Annotated in this window: 16 protein-coding genes; 1 reads left to right on the top strand and 15 read right to left on the bottom strand. The window is 75.6% G+C overall.

Features of this window, described 5'->3' with window-relative positions; genetic code table 11:
- Positions 1–10: 10 nt before the first annotated feature.
- From ACFC1T_RS31120 to ACFC1T_RS31160, 9 genes are all read right to left on the bottom strand, one after another.
- On the bottom strand, positions 11–682 hold the full coding sequence (locus tag ACFC1T_RS31120) for an alkaline shock response membrane anchor protein AmaP (protein ID WP_375893937.1): 672 nt from the start codon (positions 680–682) through the stop codon (positions 11–13).
- Entirely contained in the window at positions 679–1263 is a 585-nt protein-coding gene (locus tag ACFC1T_RS31125) for a DUF6286 domain-containing protein (protein WP_375893939.1), read from the bottom strand. The genes ACFC1T_RS31120 and ACFC1T_RS31125 overlap by 4 nt, the downstream gene beginning before the upstream one ends.
- Before the next feature lie 83 nt (positions 1264–1346).
- Positions 1347–1625 (bottom strand): Asp23/Gls24 family envelope stress response protein, encoded by a 279-nt coding sequence (locus ACFC1T_RS31130; protein WP_375893942.1) that lies wholly within the window; start codon positions 1623–1625, stop codon positions 1347–1349.
- A 110-nt stretch (positions 1626–1735) separates the two neighbouring features.
- Complete coding sequence (locus ACFC1T_RS31135) at positions 1736–1927, bottom strand: hypothetical protein (RefSeq protein WP_063349611.1); 192 nt, start codon at positions 1925–1927, stop codon at positions 1736–1738.
- A gap of 65 nt (positions 1928–1992) precedes the next feature.
- On the bottom strand, positions 1993–2526 hold the full coding sequence (locus ACFC1T_RS31140; protein ID WP_375893945.1) for an Asp23/Gls24 family envelope stress response protein: 534 nt from the start codon (positions 2524–2526) through the stop codon (positions 1993–1995).
- A gap of 159 nt (positions 2527–2685) precedes the next feature.
- Positions 2686–3492, bottom strand: coding sequence for an enoyl-CoA hydratase/isomerase family protein (locus tag ACFC1T_RS31145; RefSeq protein WP_375893948.1), 807 nt, complete (start codon positions 3490–3492; stop codon positions 2686–2688).
- Positions 3493–3723: 231 nt separating this feature from the next.
- Positions 3724–3957 carry a helix-turn-helix domain-containing protein gene (locus tag ACFC1T_RS31150; protein ID WP_030059940.1) on the bottom strand — a complete coding sequence of 78 codons (234 nt, stop codon included), beginning with the start codon at positions 3955–3957 and terminating at the stop codon, positions 3724–3726.
- A 327-nt stretch (positions 3958–4284) separates the two neighbouring features.
- Positions 4285–5883 (bottom strand): ABC-F family ATP-binding cassette domain-containing protein, encoded by a 1599-nt coding sequence (locus ACFC1T_RS31155; RefSeq protein ID WP_375893952.1) that lies wholly within the window; start codon positions 5881–5883, stop codon positions 4285–4287.
- Positions 5884–6089: 206 nt separating this feature from the next.
- The gene (locus tag ACFC1T_RS31160; protein WP_375893955.1) at positions 6090–7070 is read right to left on the bottom strand and encodes a hypothetical protein; all 981 of its coding nucleotides are present in this window, start codon (positions 7068–7070) and stop codon (positions 6090–6092) included.
- 370 nt (positions 7071–7440) lie between these two features.
- On the opposite strand from ACFC1T_RS31160, the gene ACFC1T_RS31165 reads away from it, so the two are divergent.
- Positions 7441–8700, top strand: a complete 1260-nt coding sequence (locus tag ACFC1T_RS31165; RefSeq protein WP_375893958.1) for a glycoside hydrolase family 26 protein — start codon at positions 7441–7443, stop codon at positions 8698–8700.
- 7 nt (positions 8701–8707) lie between these two features.
- Here ACFC1T_RS31165 and ACFC1T_RS31170 read toward each other — a convergent pair whose 3' ends face one another.
- From ACFC1T_RS31170 to ACFC1T_RS31195, 6 genes are read right to left on the bottom strand one after another with little or no spacing between them, the layout of a single operon-like run.
- The gene (locus tag ACFC1T_RS31170; RefSeq protein ID WP_375893959.1) at positions 8708–9868 is read right to left on the bottom strand and encodes a GNAT family N-acetyltransferase; all 1161 of its coding nucleotides are present in this window, start codon (positions 9866–9868) and stop codon (positions 8708–8710) included.
- Complete coding sequence (locus ACFC1T_RS31175) at positions 9865–10719, bottom strand: Wzz/FepE/Etk N-terminal domain-containing protein (protein WP_375893961.1); 855 nt, start codon at positions 10717–10719, stop codon at positions 9865–9867. Before ACFC1T_RS31175 ends, ACFC1T_RS31170 begins: the two co-directional genes overlap by 4 nt.
- A 54-nt stretch (positions 10720–10773) precedes the next feature.
- A complete protein-coding gene (locus ACFC1T_RS31180) occupies positions 10774–11889 on the bottom strand; it encodes a glycosyltransferase (RefSeq protein ID WP_375893964.1) in 1116 nt (371 codons plus the stop codon).
- Complete coding sequence (locus ACFC1T_RS31185; protein WP_375893967.1) at positions 11886–12737, bottom strand: polysaccharide deacetylase family protein; 852 nt, start codon at positions 12735–12737, stop codon at positions 11886–11888. Before ACFC1T_RS31185 ends, ACFC1T_RS31180 begins: the two co-directional genes overlap by 4 nt.
- A complete protein-coding gene (locus tag ACFC1T_RS31190; RefSeq protein ID WP_375893968.1) occupies positions 12727–14496 on the bottom strand; it encodes a lipid II flippase MurJ in 1770 nt (589 codons plus the stop codon). The genes ACFC1T_RS31185 and ACFC1T_RS31190 overlap by 11 nt, the downstream gene beginning before the upstream one ends.
- Positions 14493–15809 carry an O-antigen ligase family protein gene (locus tag ACFC1T_RS31195; protein ID WP_375893970.1) on the bottom strand — a complete coding sequence of 439 codons (1317 nt, stop codon included), beginning with the start codon at positions 15807–15809 and terminating at the stop codon, positions 14493–14495. Before ACFC1T_RS31195 ends, ACFC1T_RS31190 begins: the two co-directional genes overlap by 4 nt.
- Between the last annotated feature and the right edge of the window lie 3 nt (positions 15810–15812).

A 15812-nucleotide genomic window follows, 5' to 3' on the forward strand; every position in this document is an offset into this window, starting at 1 on the left:
GTCCCCCGCACTACTCCAGCTGCCGACGCTCCCGCCGTCGCCCGACCCCGCGCCGCCCAGACCCACGCCGCCCGGACCGCCGCTCCCCGGCGGGAGCCTCCTGCAACACCCGGATCCGCAGGTCGGCCGGCAGCTCCGCCAGCCCCAGACTCCGTACCGCGTCCGTCCGCGGCCCGTCCTCGAAGTGCTCCACCAGCCCGACCGGGTCCCCGCCCGGGGTCAGCCGTACGGCGCCCCGCAGCCGCGGGTGCCCGGGGGCCCGCACCAGCCGGACCCCGGCCCGCTGCACCTCCGGCAGCACCGCCGTACCGTGCTCCAGCGCCTCCTCCAGCGCCCGCGAGTTCACCCGCATCCGCAGCCCCCGCGCCCCTGGCGTCGGCACCGTGATGTGGGCGAGTCCGGTCCGCCGCAGCTGCGCCACCAGCCACCAGGCCGTCCCGAGCACCAGCAGCGACAGCCCGCCGATCACCGTCGGCCACCACCACGAGGAGCCGACCCACCGCACCCGGGAGCGTGCGCTGACCACCGGCTGGTCCGGCGAGGTCAACGGCCACCAGCTCGGCGGATCGACTCCCAACCGCCGGTACAGGTCGAGCCCGCCCGCCAGCACCAGCACCCCGACTCCCACCAGCACCGCCCCCACCACCGCCAGCAGCACCCGGTTGACGACCGTCCGCTTCACCGCGCCGCCTCCCCGGTCCGCTCCCCCACCCCGTCCACCGACTCCCCGGCCGCCGACTCCCCGGCCACGCCCCCACCCGCCGGCCCCCGCCAGGACCGCACGTCCAGCCGCAACGGCCGCGCCAACCCCACCCGCGCCAGCTCCTCCCGCAACTGCCGCTGCACCCCCGCCGGGTCCACCGGCCCGCTCACCGACACCCGCACCCGCCGCCGCCCGACCTTGACCCTCAGGTGCTCGATGCCCGCCAGCCCGGCAGCCCGGTCCGCCAGCAGGTGCCCGACCCCGGCCCGGTCGATCGCCGCCCCCGTCCCGCCGTACGGCCGCAGCACCAGCCACCGCCGCAGCCCGGGTGCGAACGCCAGCCACAGCAGCCACAGCCCGACCAGGGCCGCCGCACCGGCGCCGACCAGCACCCACAGGTCGTCCAGGTGCCGGGTGGCCAGCTCGTCCGCGATCTGCGCCCGCCACCGCCGGGCCGGCTGCCCGGCCCGGACCGCGACCGCGTCGTACAGCAGCGCCCCGGCCACCACCAGCACCACCGTGGCGACCGGCGCCGCGACGGCCGCCCGCCCCGACCGCAACCGGGGCACCTTCCCCACCGCCTCCGAACCCGACCCCTCCGAACCCGACCCTTCCGGCCCCGACGCCGCCACCGCGTCCCCCTTCACCACGCTCCCCCGGCGACCAACTTCTCGACCACCACGACCACTTCGGACACCTTCGTCCCCGTCAGCCCGTTCACCTGCGCCGCCACCTGGTCCCGCACCCGCCGGGCGAGTCCGGCCAGGTCCGCCGGGAAGGGCAGTTCGACCGCCACCCGGACGGTCACCGTGCTGCCCGGCCGCGCCACCGAGACCTTCGGCGGCTCCCCCTTCACCGACCGCCCGACCCAGGCCTCGGCGACCACCTCCCGCGCCGCCTGCCCGGCGATCCGTTCGTACACCCGGTCGGCGACCCGCAACCGCCCCCGGCGCACCGCACCGGAGGCGGGGCCAGGGACGGGACCAGGGACGGGGCTAGGGCCGGGACCAGGCGCCGGTACGGCGGCCCCCATCAGCGCCGCCGGTCGCGACCGCGGAGCAGGTCCCCGAGGTCGCCGAGCTCGATGTCGCCCTCCAGCAGCCGCCCGGCCACGAAGCCGACCAGCCCGAGCGCCGCCACCAGCAGGAACGCCGCGAACCCGCCGAAGTACCCGGCGAAGCCGAGGGCCATGCCCACCACCAGGCCGACGATGGCCAGGTTCATCCGCTACTCCCTCGTCCTCCACCGAACGCCGACACCAACACCCCGGGCGGTCCCGCGGCCGGGCGCTACTTGAGCTTGGGCCGCTGCCCCGACGACGCCACCGGCTCCTCTTCCTCCTCGAACTCCGGTTCGTCCGGGAGGTGGACGTCGTTGACCGCGATGTTGACCTCGACGACCTCCAGGCCGGTCATCCGCTCCACCGCGTCGATGATGTTCTCCCGCACCTGGCGGGCGAGTTCGGGGATCACCACGCCGTACTCGACCACCAGGGCGATGTCGATCGCGGTCTGCTTCTCGCCGACCTCGGCCTTGATCCCGCGCCCGATGCTCGACCTGCCGCCGGGGACCCGGTCCCGCATCGCGCCGAAGGTGCGGGCCAGTCCCGAGCCCAGCGCGTGGATGCCGGAGACCTCCCGGGCGGCCATCCCGGCGATCTTCTCCACCACACCGACCGCCAGCGCCGTGCGGCCGCGCTCGGCGGACGGCCGGCCGCCGTCCCCGCCCGCGCCGGGCGCGGGCCGGGCACCGGCGGGCGGGCCGGGGGTGGGCCCGCCACCGGGGTTCTTGTGCAGGGTCGCGGGCGTCGGAGTGTCAGGCATGGGGCGCATCTCCCTCGTAGCGGCTCCAGCTATATCGCAAACCTCCCCAACTCTGGCATTCCGCCACGACCCCCGCCCGCCGAGCACGCCCCGGGAACGCCGCAGGCCCGGCCCCGGGGTGCTCCCCCGGGGCCGGGCCTGCGCGCAATGGCGGGTGGGTCAGTCGCCGATCCCGGCGAGTTCCCGCAGCCGGCGGGCCTGGGCCGCCCGTTCGGCCGAACGCTGCTCCTCGTACGACCGTCCGGAGGCCCCCTGGAGCAGGGCCTTGGTCTCGGTCACGGCCCCGCGCGGGGCGGCCAGCAGGGCGGCGGCGAGGTCCCGGGCGGCGGCGTCGAGTTCGGCGCCGGGCACCGACAGGTTGGCCAGCCCGGTCGCGGTGGCCTCCTCGGCGCCGACCCAGCGGCCGGTCGCGCAGATCTCCAGCGCCCGGGCGTAGCCGACGAGGTCGACCAGCGGCTTGGTGCCGGCCAGGTCGGGGACGAGCCCGAGCGAGGTCTCCTTCATGGCGAACTGCACGTCGTCGGCGACCACCCGCAGGTCGCAGCCGAGCGCGAGCTGGAAGCCGGCCCCGACGGCGTGGCCCTGGACGACGGCGATGGAGACCAGGTCGGCGCGGCGCCACCAGGTGAAGGCCTCCTGGTAGGCGGCGATGGCGTCGTCCAGCTCCTGGTCGGCGGAGCCGGCCAGCTGCAGGAAGGTGGGCTCGCCGGGGATGCCCTCGGGGGTGAACATCGCCCGGTCCAGTCCGGCGGAGAAGGAGACGCCCTCGGCGCGCAGCAGCACCACCCGCACGCTGCCGGGCAGTTCGCGACCGGCCTGGGCGAGGGCGCGCCAGAGTGCGGGCGACTGGGCGTTGCGCCGCTTGGGCTGACAGAGGGTGACGACGGCGAGCTCGCCGTCGATCTCCAGCCGGACGCCGTCCCGCTCCCAGCTCGGGGCCTGCGGGTCGGTGGCGGGGGCGGTCATGCGGGAACCTCCGGTGGCGGGGGACGTGGCTACCGGAGAGTAACAAACCTGGGCGCGGACGGGCAGGCCCCCGGCCCGCAAAGATCGGAACGGCCCCCGGCACCCGGGGGCGGACATGACGATCGGCGGCCGGTCCACTCGACCCGAGGGCGGACGCCCGGCCGTGGTCGGCCGTCGTCTCCTCGGCGGGCGTCAGGCCGCCGCGCCATCCAGCTCAGAGCTGATTGACCGTCAGGAACCGGCCCCGGCAGTCGCCTTGTTCTTGCCCCGCGTGGCACCGCCGCGGCCCCGGAGGATCACTCCGGACTCGCTCAGCATCCGGTGCACGAAGCCGTACGAACGACCGGTCTCCTCCGCGAGAGCGCGAATGCTCGCCCCGGAGTCGTACTTCTTCTTGAGATCGGCCGCGAGCTTCTCACGCGCGGCACCGGTCACCCGGCTGCCCTTTTTCAGAGTCTCGGCCACCCGTGCCTCCTCGTAGCGTTGCTCGGTCAGATTCCCATGATCACCCATCCACCGCGTCCTGGCCACCCATTCGACAAGGTCGATGTCGCAAATGCGTGGTCCTGCGGTGGTGATCCGAGCGCACCAGGGCGCTCACGCAGAGTGCACGCCCCCGGGCGGCTGCCGCCGAATGCCGAGAAATAGCTGATCAGCAGCGTCGGCCCGACCACGTTCGAGTGGCGGGCCGACGGGAAGTGCTTAAACGGAATCCGGGTCTTCTTCATTCCCGGACACGCCGAAAGGACTAGATATTCTGGGCCGAAAAGCGGATCCGGCGTCTACTTCCGGTCAGGCCAGCGAGACCAGATCGGCGTACGACGGGTTCCACAGGTCCTCGACCCCGTCGGGCAGCAGGATGATCCGCTCCGGGTCGAGCGCCTCGACCGCGCCCTCGTCGTGGGTGACCAGCACGACCGCGCCGGAGAACTCGCGCAGCGCACCCAGGATCTCCTCGCGGCTGGCCGGGTCGAGGTTGTTGGTGGGCTCGTCCAGCAGCAGCACGTTGGCCGAGGAGACCACCAGGGTGGCCAGGGCCAGACGGGTCTTCTCACCGCCGGAGAGCACCCCGGCCGGCTTGTCCACGTCGTCGCCGGAGAACAGGAAGGAGCCGAGGATCTTGCGGATCTGCACCAGGTCGGTGTCCGGCGCGGCCGAGCGCATGTTCTCCAGCACGCTGCGCTCGGGGTCGAGCGTCTCGTGCTCCTGGGCGTAGTAGCCGATCTTGAGGCCGTGGCCCGGGATCACCTCGCCGGTGTCCGGCTGCTCCACCCCGGCCAGCATCCGCAGCAGGGTGGTCTTGCCCGCGCCGTTGAAGCCCAGCACGACGACCCGGGAGCCCCGGTCGATCGCCAGGTCGACGTCGGTGAAGATCTCCAGCGAGCCGTAGGACTTGGACAGGCCGCTGGCGGTCAGCGGGGTCTTGCCGCAGGGCGCCGGGTCCGGGAAGCGCAGCTTGGCGACCTTGTCGCTCACCCGGACCTGGTCCAGGCCGGCGAGCAGCTTGTCGGCGCGGCGGGCCATGTTCTGCGCGGCCACCGTCTTGGTCGCCTTGGCGCGCATCTTGTCGGCCTGGGCGTTCAGGGTCGCGGCCTTCTTCTCCGCGTTGGCCCGCTCGCGCTTGCGGCGCTTCTCGTCGTCCTCGCGCTGCTGCTGGTACTGCCGCCAGCCCATGTTGTAGACGTCGATGGCGGAGCGGTTGGCGTCCAGGTAGAAGACCTTGTTGACGACCGTCTCGACCAGGTCGACGTCGTGCGAGATGACGATGAAGCCGCCCTTGTACGTCTTGAGGAAGTCCCGCAGCCAGACGATCGAGTCCGCGTCCAGGTGGTTGGTGGGCTCGTCGAGCAGCAGCACGTCGGAGTCCGAGAAGAGGATCCGGGCGAGCTCGACGCGGCGGCGCTGACCACCGGAGAGGGTGTGCAGCGGCTGGGCCAGGATGCGGTCCGGCAGGCCCAGCGCCGCGGCGATGGTGGCGGCCTCGGCCTCGGCGGCGTACCCGCCCTTGGTGAGGAACTCGGTCTCCAGGCGCGCGTACTTCTTCATCGCGTTGTCCCGGGTGGCGCCCTGGCCGTTGGCCATCCGGTCCTCGTTCTCGCGCATCTTCTTCAGCACGGTGTCGAGGCCGCGGGCGGAGAGGATGCGGTCCTTGGCGAGGACGTCCAGGTCGCCGGTGCGCGGGTCCTGCGGGAGGTAGCCGACCTCGCCCGAGCGGGTGACGGTACCGGCGGCGGGCAGGCCCTCACCGGCCAGCACCTTGGTGAGCGTGGTCTTGCCGGCGCCGTTGCGCCCGACCAGGCCGATCCGGTCGCCGGCGGCGACCTTGAAGTTCGCGGACTCGATCAGGATCCGGGCACCGGCGCGCAGCTCTAGGGCGTTGGCGGAAATCATGGCTGGGACTGCTCCTGGGACGTGGGCGGGCGGCCGGGTGCGGACCCGGGCGGCGGGAAGGGGGCTTCATCGGCGGTCGGCGCGCCGGGACCGGGCGCCACCACCCGCTATTGCCCGGAGAAGATAGCCATGACGGCCAGTCTACCGGGCCGCGCGAAACGCCCCGGGGGCGTACCGCCCCGGGGTACCCGCCGGCCCGCCCGCGGCTACTGCTGCGGCGTGGCCGCCGGGTCCGCCGGGGTGCTCGGGGCGGGGGCGGCCGGGCTCGCCGAGGGGTCGGCGCAGCCGCCCTGGGGGCGGACCGCGGCGAACGGGGCGTCCGGGTTGGCGCAGCCGGTCTCGGGGGCGGCCGCCTTGGTGTCGAAGACCTTGGGCGGCACGATCGGGCCGTCGGTGATCTCCACCCGGCCGGCGTCCAGCGCCTTCACCGTCGCGGCCGGGCCGGTGATCATCGACCAGCCGTTGCTGTCCAGCCGGTAGCCGGTGATGCCGCCGGAGACGGCCACCCCGCTGCTGTTGGTGCAGGTCCGCGGGATGAGCACGGCGTAGTCGGTGTGCACGGTGCGCAGCGGGTCGTAGAGGCAGCCGTTGGAGGGCCGGTCGTTGTAGCGCAGGTCGCCGTCGGCGTCGCGCAGGCCCATGGTCAGGGTCGGCGTCACCACGGCCAGCCAGGGCGAGCCGTCCCGCTGCACGGTGTGCAGCGCGGCCGCGGCCCGCTGCTTGGCGGTGTCCTTGCGCTGGGCGTCGGTGCGCTTGTCGGCGCCCGGCTCGCCGTCGGCGCGCAGGTAGTCGGCCAGGCCGGGTACGGCGCGGTGCCAGCGCACCTCGTGGTCGCCCGGGCGGACGGAGGTGACCAGGCCGTCGTCCCAGACCACGATCGCGTTGTCCCCGGCCATCGCCAGGTAGAGCGCCTCGGCGCCCTCGCGGCGGTACGTCCAGGCCCGCTCGCCGGTCTGCTTGTGGTACGCCTCCAGGCCGGGGCCGACCACCCGCAGGTCCAGGTCGGCCGAGCTGACCGACTGCGAGTTGACCGGGGTCGCCTCCGCGTCCCCCGGCCCCGCCACCCGGTCGCCGAACGGCACCGGCTTGTTCGCGTGCGCCGCAGCACCGGCCGCAAGGACCAGCATCACCGCCAGGGCAGGCAGGATCGAGCGGGGGGTGAGGACACGCGGCGGCTTCCAGGACACGGCCGGAGCGTACCTTTCGGCGGGTACGCGAGTCAGCCTGGAATCGCCGCCCGGGCCCACCGGCGACCGCACGGCGGACCGTGCGCGCCCGCCCGGTGCGCCCGCCCGCCCACCTGCGCCGTCGGCTCCCCGGCCGGTCGGCGGGGCCCCGCGCGGCGGGCCCCGCGGGGCCCGCCGGACCGTTACAGAGCTGATACACGGGGCCGGGCCGCACGGGTGTTGCGGCAGACGGCGTTCGAATATCGCCCACTTTAGGGTGACATTCGGCTTTTCCGTCCTCCGCCGGGCCTACTGTCGGCGAGCGTGGCGCGACGGTCCGTCGGTGTCGTCTCCCGCCCGCCCCGCTCCCGCGACGTCCGGAGGAGAGACCATGCGCATGGGCCGCCTGACGCTGGCCGCCGCCGCTCTGCTGCTGATGGCCACGGCCAGTGTCCCGGCCGGGACACCGCTCAGCCGGACCGAACGGCACAGCCTCTCCTCGGACGCCTTCGAGCCGCGCGGCGCGGCCCCCCGCCCGCCGGTCCAGCGGCCCCGGCACGAGCCGCCGTTCGGCGCCTTCGTCGGCTCCTGGGACGACTACATCCCGCAGATCGGCAAGTACGCCCAGTGGCTGGGCAACGCGAACATGCAGGTCGGCCACACCTACCTGGCGGGCAACAGCTGGGCGGACATCGAGGGCGAGCCGGTGGTGCTCGGCCTGTGGTCGCAGTGGCGGCTGGCCGACCCGTCCCGGCTGCTGGTGCTCGGCGTGCCGATGCTGGTGCCCAACGAGGCGCACGTGCCGGACGGCGAGGTCGCCAGGCTGCTGGGCCAGGGCGCCCGCGGGGACTTCGACAGCCACTTCCTGCGGCTCGCCCGCCGGCTGGTGGCGCTCGGCGGCGCGGACACCGTGCTCACCCTCGGCTGGGAGATGAACGGCGTCACCTACACCCACCGCTGCAAGCCCGACCCGGCCGCCTGGAAGGCCTACTGGCGCCGGATCGTCGGGGTGATGCGCTCGGTGCCCGGGCAGCGCTTCCGCTTCGACTTCACCCCCAACCGGGGCCTGGACGCCATCCCGTGGACCAAGTGCTACCCCGGCGACGACGTGGTCGACATCGTCGGCACGGACAGCTACGACCAGCCGGCCGGGAGCACCTTCGACGACTACGTGCGCGAGCCGTACGGCCTCCAGGACCAGGTGGAGTTCGCGGCCAAGCACGGCAAGCCGGTCTCGTACCCGGAGTGGGGGCTGTTCCGCAACGGCGACAACCCCGAGTTCGTCCGGCGGATGGTCGACTGGATGCGCACCCACGACACCGCCTACCAGACCGTCACCGACTACTGCCCGCACGGCTTCTTCCAGTGCCGCAGCAATCCGCGCTCGACGGCGGCGTTCAAGCAGCTGATGGCGGGTTCGCAAGGGGCGCCGCCGGTCGTGCCGACGGCGCCCCCCGCTCCGATCGTGCCGGTCGTCCCGAGGCCGCCCGGCGCGCCCACCCCGTCGGGGACCGCCACTCCGGGCGCCACCACTCCGGGCGCCACCGCACCGGCCGCCACCGCACCGGCCACCGCGCCCGCCGCCACGGCGAGCCCGTCGGCCGGGGCCTCGCCGAGCCCGTCCCCGGCCCGGACGCCGTCCCGGCGCTGAGCGGCGGTCAGGCCCGGCGGCGGGCCAGCAGCGCCTCCTTGAGCCGGGGGAAGCGGGTGCGCAGCTGGTGCGCCGCCGCCTGCCGGGCCAGCACCGCCGCGGACCGGGCGACGGCCGCCGGGGCCGCTCCGGCCGGGCCCAGCAGCAGCCGCCGGTTGGGCATCCGGTCCGGCCGCCAGCGCTGCTTGTACGGTTCCTGGCCGCGCAGCAGGCCGAGCACCGGGATGCCCGCGCCGACCGTCTCGTCCAGGGCCGCGCTGAACAGCAGCCCGGCGATGTCCAGCCGCTCGCGCAACGCCGGGTGGGCGCCGTACATGTACAGCCCGCCGAAGGACGGGCAGAGCAGCAGCAGGTTGACCGCGACCAGCTCGCCGTCCAGGTGGAACTGGTGGACGGCCGCCCGACCGGTGGCGACCAGGCCGGTGGTGGACTCGGTCAGGTGCCGGGCGAAGCGCTCGGTGCGGTGCTCGGCGGTGACGCCGCGCTGCTGCCACTGGAGGAAGTGCAGCCGCAGCAGCCCCTCCAGCGCGGCCGGGACCTCCTCGACCGGCGTGGACCGGACCTGCACCCCGGCCTCGGCGATCTTGCGCAGCTTCACCCGGCTGCGCTGGGCCGTCTTGCCGGGCACCCGCTTGAGCAGCCGCTCCATCGGGACGGCCGGCAGGTACTGGCAGAGCGAGTCCTGGTGGCTGCGGCGGGTGCCGCGCCAGTGCTCGTAGACCCGCTGCACCGCGGCCTCGGGGTGCACCTCGCGCAGCTCCAGCCAGTGCCAGGGGCGGGTGAGCGGAAGGGCGGCGGCGAACTCGGCGGCGGCCCGGTCGGCGCAGTCGTCGTCCAGCAGGACGTCGCCGTAGTCGACCAGCCCGGCGCCGAGGCCGGTGAGGCCGCCGAACGGGCCGCCGCGGCGCGTGAAGGCACCGGCGCCGACCAGTCGGCCGTCCCGCCGGACCAGCACCACCAGCAGCGCGCCGGGGCGGCCGTAGTGGCGCCACCAGGAGCGCTGCCAGGCGGCGGCCTGGAAGAAGGTGGCGGTGCGGCAGCGGGCCGCGAGGTCGTCCCACTCCTCGGCGACGGTGTCCAGCGCGTCGTCCTCGCGGTGCAGCTCGGTGGTCCAGACGGGCGCGGCGGACTGGGCCGGGAGGCCGGCGGCGCGGGTCTCGGTGCTCATCGTCCGCTCCGGGCCGCGGCCTTCTCCTTGGCCGGACGCTCGGGCGCGGCGGCGGGCTCGGGCTCGGGCTTCGCCCCGTCCTTCGCACCGGCCTTCGGCTCACCCGCCGGCTCCGGCGTCGGTCCGGTCCTCGGGCGGGCCTTGCCGGCCGGCTCCTCGGCCCGCGGGCGGGGCGCGGCGGGGGCCGGGTCCGGGGCGGGGGCCGGGGCGGGGGCCTCGGGAGTCCCGGTCGGCTCGGCGGTCCCGGTCGGCGCGGGAGCCGTCGGGGCCTCCGCGGCCCCGGGGCCGTCCGGGCCGCCGCGCCGGCGGGTCATCAGCACCAGCGACCCGAGCAGCAGCCCGGCCGCGGCGCCGACCGCGACGTCCAGCTTGCCGGAGGGCGTGGTCGGCTTGTCCGGCTCGGCGGCCGGGGCCAGCGTGACCAGCCGGACGTTGGTGTCCCTGCTGCTGGTGTTGGCGAAGGCGACCAGCGAGCGGGCCACCGCGTCGGCGGTCCGGGCGGCCTCCTGGGCCTTCCTCCCGGTGCCGGTGATCTCGATCATCGGGGCGTCCGGGGAGGTCGTCCCGGAGACCAGGGACTCCAGCTCGGACCGGGTGTGGCCGGTCTCGGCGGCCGCGACCGTGAGCACCTGCGGCTGGCCCGCGAGCCGGCCGTACGCCTGGGCGAAGTTGGTGGCGGTCGACGCCTCCCCCGGGTTCTGCGGCACCACGAGGACGTAGGCGCTGGCGGCGTACGAGGGGGGCGAGACGACGGCGTACCCGGCGCCGGCCGCGGCGCCGAGCGGCACCGCGAGCGCCACCGGCCACCAGCGGCGGACCAGGTGGCGGGCGCTTCGGCGCGGTGTGGTCATGGGTGTGGCTCCTTGGGTCTGGTACGGCGGTCCGGCGGTCCGGCGGCGGGCGGCTCAGGCGCGGGCCAGCCGGTCGTAGAGGGCGCCCAGGTCGGCGGCGACCCGGGCGATGTCGTAGTGGCCGACGGCCGGGGGGTGCGGCAGCGGGTCGGCGATGTGGCCGCTCAGCTGCCGCAGGTCGCGCAGGGCGGCGGCGTACGCGGCGGGCTCGGAGGGGATCCGGCGGGCCTGCGGGGCGGCGCTGGGCGGCAGTTCGTCCAGCGCCGGGCAGGCGCTGTGCCGCACCGGGAGCCCGGCCGCGAGGCCCTCCAGTACGCCGAGGCCGAAGGTCTCCGCGGTGGAGGGGGCGGCCAGCACGTCCATCGCGGCCAGCAGGTCGGGCACGTCGTCCCGCTCTCCGGTGAGCACCAGCCGCTCCCGGACGCCGAGTTCGGCCGCCCGGCGCTCCAGCCCGGCCCGCTCGGGGCCCTCGCCGACCAGCAGCAGCCTGGTCCCCGGGTCGAGTTCGGCGAGCGCCGCCAGCAGCACCTCGAAGCGCTTGCCCGGCACCAGCCGACCGACCCCGCCGACCACCCAACCGCCCTCCGGCAGGCCGAGTTCGGCCCGGATCCGGCGGCGGGCGGCGGCCCGCTCGGCGGGCGGCCGACGGTAGCCCGCGGTGTCGATGCCGTTGGGGATCAGTTCGATCCGGGCCGGCGGGACGCCCCAGGAGCGCAGGGTCTGGGCGACCTGCCGGGACACCGCCACGGTGGTGCTGCCGAGCCGTTCGGCGGCCAGGTAGAGGCCCTTGACGCCCCGGGTGACCGGGCGGCCCTCGATCACCCCGGCGTGCAGCGAGTGCTCGGTGGACACCACCGCCCGCACCCCGGCGAGCCGCGCGGCCAGCCGGCCGTACAGCTGGGCGCGGTAGAGGTGGGTGTGCACCAGGTCGTAGCGGCCGGCCCGGACCACCCGCACCAGCCGGGGCAGCGCCCCGAGGTCCCGGTTGCCGCGCATGCCGAGGTGGTGGACGGTCACGCCGTCGGCGCGCAGCGCGTCCGCGACCGTGCCCGGGTTGGTCAGCGCGAGCACCTCGCAGCGCTGGTGCGGCGGCAGGTGCCGCAGCAGCAGGTGCAGTTGGCGCTCGGCACCGCCGGAGGCGAGCCCGGTGACGATGTGCAGCACCTTCACGGCCGACGCTCCCGCCGCCCGCGCTTGAGCGAGGTGACGGCGTCGCGCAGCCGGTGCCGGGCCTTCTTGGCGCGCAGCCGCCAGGCGCCGTCCCGGTCGCCGACGTAGCAGCGGGGCAGCGCGAAGCGGCCGGTGAGCGGGGAGTGGGCGATCGCGCAGGCGTAGTCGTAGCCGGCCTCGCGCACCGCCTCGGCGGCGGGCCGGTCGACGGCACCGTACGGGTAGCAGAAGCCGGTGACCGGACCGCCGACGACCTCCTCCAGCAGGCGCCGGCTCTCCCGGGTCTGCACCCCGAGGACCTCGGCGGGCAGCCCGGGCAGCGCCTGGTGGCCGAGGCCGTGCGAGCCGATCTCCCAGCCCGCGGAGGCGAGTTCGGTGACCTCCTGGACGGTGAGCAGCTTCTTGCGCGGGCCCTCGGTGTCCCAGCCGTTGTCCTGGCCGAGCAGGTCGGCGACCACGTACGCGGTGGCGGTGAAGCCGTACGCCTGGAGGATCGGGACGGCGTACCGGGCGAAGTCCGCGTAGCCGTCGTCGAAGGTCAGGCCGACCAGCTTGTCGTCCTGCCCCTGGGCGCGGGCCCGCATCAGCTCGCGGACCGAGACGCCGCGCCGGCCGCGCCGGTGCAGCCAGGCGATCTGCTCGGCGAACCGCTCGGGGCTGACGGTGAGTTGGTACGGGTCCTCCTCCTCGACCGCCACCGAGTGGTACATCAGGATCCACGGCGAGGAGGAGCCGGGCAGGGCGGGTCCGCCGGCCTGGCGGCGGCTTCTGGGCAGTCGCGCCCGGTCGGGCGGGGCGTCGGTGACGCCCGCCAGGGCCGGACGGACGGATCCCCGCTCATCGTCCATGGGGAGACTTCCCTTCGTCGGGGACGGTCGGCAGGTTCAGGGCCCGCCGGTCGGGCCCGAGCCCCACGGCCCGGGCGGCGGCCAGCACCGGGCCGCGCACCTCGCGGGCCCGGAGCCCGGTGCCGAGGGCGGCGAAGGCCAGCACCACGGTCAGGCCACCGGAGAGGGTCGAGAGCAGCGGGTCGGCCGACAGGCTCGCGGCGGCGGCGCCCGCGACGGCGCCCCCGGCGGCGGCCAGCACCAGCCGGCCGTGGTCGCCGAGCACCCGGCGCAGCCGTAGCGGGATGCCGCGCAGCACCAGCCCGCGCAGCAGCAGCGCGGCGGTGGCGGTGATCCCGCTCGCGTTGCCGGCGGCCAGGCCGAGCGCCCCGAACCGGGGCGTGGCGAGCAGGCCGACGGTGACGGTCACCCCGAGGCCGAGCAGCATCGCGGCGACCGGGTACCAGTCCAGCAGCCGGCGCCCGCCGTCCTCGCGGCGCGGGTCGTCGGCCCGGCGGACCACCGGGCGGAGCGAGAAGTACGGGCGGATCATCACGCCGATCAGCGCCTGGGCGGGCAGGCCGAAGCTGTACACCCGGATGACGGCGGCGGTGGCGGCGGTGTCCCCCGGGCCGAAGGCGCCGCGCTCGAACAGCAGCGAGACCGCCGAGGGGGCGCAGGCCATCAGGAAGGCGGTGCCGAGCAGCACGACCGCGGCGGCCTGCCCGAGGTCCTTCTCGACCCGGTCGCGGGCCGCGGTGAGGTCCCCCGCCGCGAGTGCCCGGGCGACCAGCGGGAAGGTGACGGTGCAGATCAGGATGCCCGCCGTCATGGCGAGTTGGGAGACCTTGGCGGCGTAGTTGAGGTGCGAGATGGTGCCGGGCGGCAGCGCCGAACCGAGGTAGCGCTCGACGAAGACCTGGGACTGCCGGGTCAGCGTGAAGGCGGCCACCGGCAGCAGGGCCAGCGGCATCAGCACCAGCGCGTTGCGGCTGCGCCGGGTGCGGCCGGCCGCGGCCGGCCCGGTCCGCAGGTGCCGCAGGAACGGGCCGACCAGCAGGACGGCCATCAGCAGGCTGCCGAGCGCCACGCCGAGGGCGGCGGAGCGGACCCCGAGGACGCCGTGGAAGCCGAACAGCAGGGCCAGGATGCCGAGGTTGTAGGCGACGTAGATGCCCGCGGGGGCGGTGAAGCTGTGGTGGGCGCGCAGCGCGGCGGCCAGGTAGCCGGCCACGCCGAAGGGCAGCACGGTGATCGCGGTGATCCGGGTGCAGGCGACGGCCAGGCCCGGGTCGGGCAGGCCGGGGGCGAGCAGCTCCACCAGCTGGGGGGCGCCGAGGGCGGCGGCCAGGGCGAGCCCGCTGAGGGCCAGCAGCAGCCAGGGCAGGGTGGCGCGGACCAGCTGGCGGACCGGGTCGGGGGCGTCCGGGTCCTCCTCGCGCAGCACCAGGGCGAGGGCGAAGGCGGGCACCATCAGGAAGGACATGGCGTCCTCGATCAGCAGCGGTGCGGCCGTCTCGGGCACGGTCCAGGCGACCAGGAAGGCGTCGGTGCCCTGGCTCGCGCCGAAGTAGCGGGCCAGCAGGAGGTCGCGCAGCAGGCCGAGGCCCGAGCCGGCGGCGCTGAGCACGGCGGTGACGCCGAAGGCCTTGACGAGGAAGCCGCCCCGGGACGGCCGCTCCGGCCCGGCCGCGGGCGGCCCGGCGGCGGCGGGCGGCCCGGCGGGGGCGCTGCGCGGGGCCGGGAGGGCGGGGGCGAGCGCGGGCTGGTCGGTGGTCACCGGGGCATCGCCCGCTCCTGGACGGCGGCGCGGGCCGCGAGGCCGAGGACGACGGAGGTCAGCACGGTGGTGGTGCCGCCGATGTCGGCGTACAGGAAGTCGACCAGCACCCAGGTGAGCAGCGCGAGCGCGGCGAGCGAGGTCGTGTGGCGGCGCCGCAGGCAGCCGAGCAGCAGGCCGAGGAAGAGCGCGGCGTAGGCGGTGATGCCGATCAGGCCCTGTTCGCTGAGCACCAGGAAGTACATGTTGTGCGGGGAGAGCAGCGGTTCGCGCTGGAAGCCGATGGTGGAGTCGGCGGCGTCGCTGCCCGAGGAGAGCCGCAGCGGGGCGTGGCTGTCGCGCAGCCTGGGGAAGGCCTTCGGCCCGGCGCCGTGGACGGGGTGGTCCTGCCAGATCCGCCCGGCGGTGGCCCACAGGTCGTAGCGGTCGGAGACGGACTGGTCGGGTGCGGCGGAGACGGAGCCGATCGAGCTGAGCCGCTCGGTGACGCCGGAGGCCCCGAGCCCGAGGCCGCCGATCAGGACGACCGCGGCGGCCAGGCCCAGCACGGCGCTGCGCACCAGCAGCCGGGCGTCGGCGCGCAGCAGCAGCACGGTGACGGCGGCGCCGGTGGCGATCCAGCTGCCGCGGCTGAACGAGACGGCGAGCGGGAAGGCCAGGAAGGCGGCGGCGGCGAACATCACCCGGCGCAGCCGTACGTCGCCGCCGGGACCTCGCTCGCCGAGGGCGAGGGCGAGGGCGGCGAGCAGGCCGTAGCTGACCACGGTGGACATCGCCATGATGTCCAGCGCGCCGAAGGTGCCGACGGCCCGGATCGGCTGGCCGGTGTAGGAGGCGCCGGTGCGGGTGAGGTACTGGTTCGCCCCGACCACGCCCTGGATCAGCGCGGCCAGCACGAAGGAGCCGAGGACGAGCCGCTGGTCGGTGCGGTCGCGCAGCGAGCAGAGCACGGCGGCCGGCACCAGGACGAACACCTGGGTGAGCCGGACGAAGCCGGTGAGGCTGGTGGCCGGGTCGATCGAGCCGAGGGTGGCGACGGCGGCGGCGGCCACGATGCCGCCGAACAGCGCGCAGGTGGTGCGGCTGATCGCGGGCAGGCGCCCGCGCAGCAGGTTGAACGCGGTGAGGGCGACCAGGGCGAGCGAGGCGACGTCGGCGGCGGTGACGTGGACGGCCGCGGTGACGTCCTTCTCCCCCGCGGGCACGCACACCAGCAGGACGGTGGCCGCGGCGAGCAGGCTGGACCGGTCCGCGAGGGCCGGCAGGGCGCGCCGTAAGACGGGCCGGGGAAGGGCCGGGAAGGTCAGGGCCACGCG

It is taken from the genome of Kitasatospora sp. NPDC056076 (assembly GCF_042266305.1).
Taxonomy (GTDB): domain Bacteria; phylum Actinomycetota; class Actinomycetes; order Streptomycetales; family Streptomycetaceae; genus Kitasatospora.

Coding starts and splice junctions, on each gene's coding strand:
- ACFC1T_RS31140 (WP_375893945.1), bottom strand. CDS start 2,526: ATGCCTGACACTCCGACGCCCGCGACCCTGCACAAGAACCCCGGTGGC.
- ACFC1T_RS31185 (WP_375893967.1), bottom strand. CDS start 12,737: ATGGACGATGAGCGGGGATCCGTCCGTCCGGCCCTGGCGGGCGTCACC.
- ACFC1T_RS31165 (WP_375893958.1), top strand. CDS start 7,441: ATGCGCATGGGCCGCCTGACGCTGGCCGCCGCCGCTCTGCTGCTGATG.
- ACFC1T_RS31170 (WP_375893959.1), bottom strand. CDS start 9,868: ATGAGCACCGAGACCCGCGCCGCCGGCCTCCCGGCCCAGTCCGCCGCG.
- ACFC1T_RS31175 (WP_375893961.1), bottom strand. CDS start 10,719: ATGACCACACCGCGCCGAAGCGCCCGCCACCTGGTCCGCCGCTGGTGG.
- ACFC1T_RS31135 (WP_063349611.1), bottom strand. CDS start 1,927: ATGAACCTGGCCATCGTCGGCCTGGTGGTGGGCATGGCCCTCGGCTTC.
- ACFC1T_RS31155 (WP_375893952.1), bottom strand. CDS start 5,883: ATGATTTCCGCCAACGCCCTAGAGCTGCGCGCCGGTGCCCGGATCCTG.
- ACFC1T_RS31145 (WP_375893948.1), bottom strand. CDS start 3,492: ATGACCGCCCCCGCCACCGACCCGCAGGCCCCGAGCTGGGAGCGGGAC.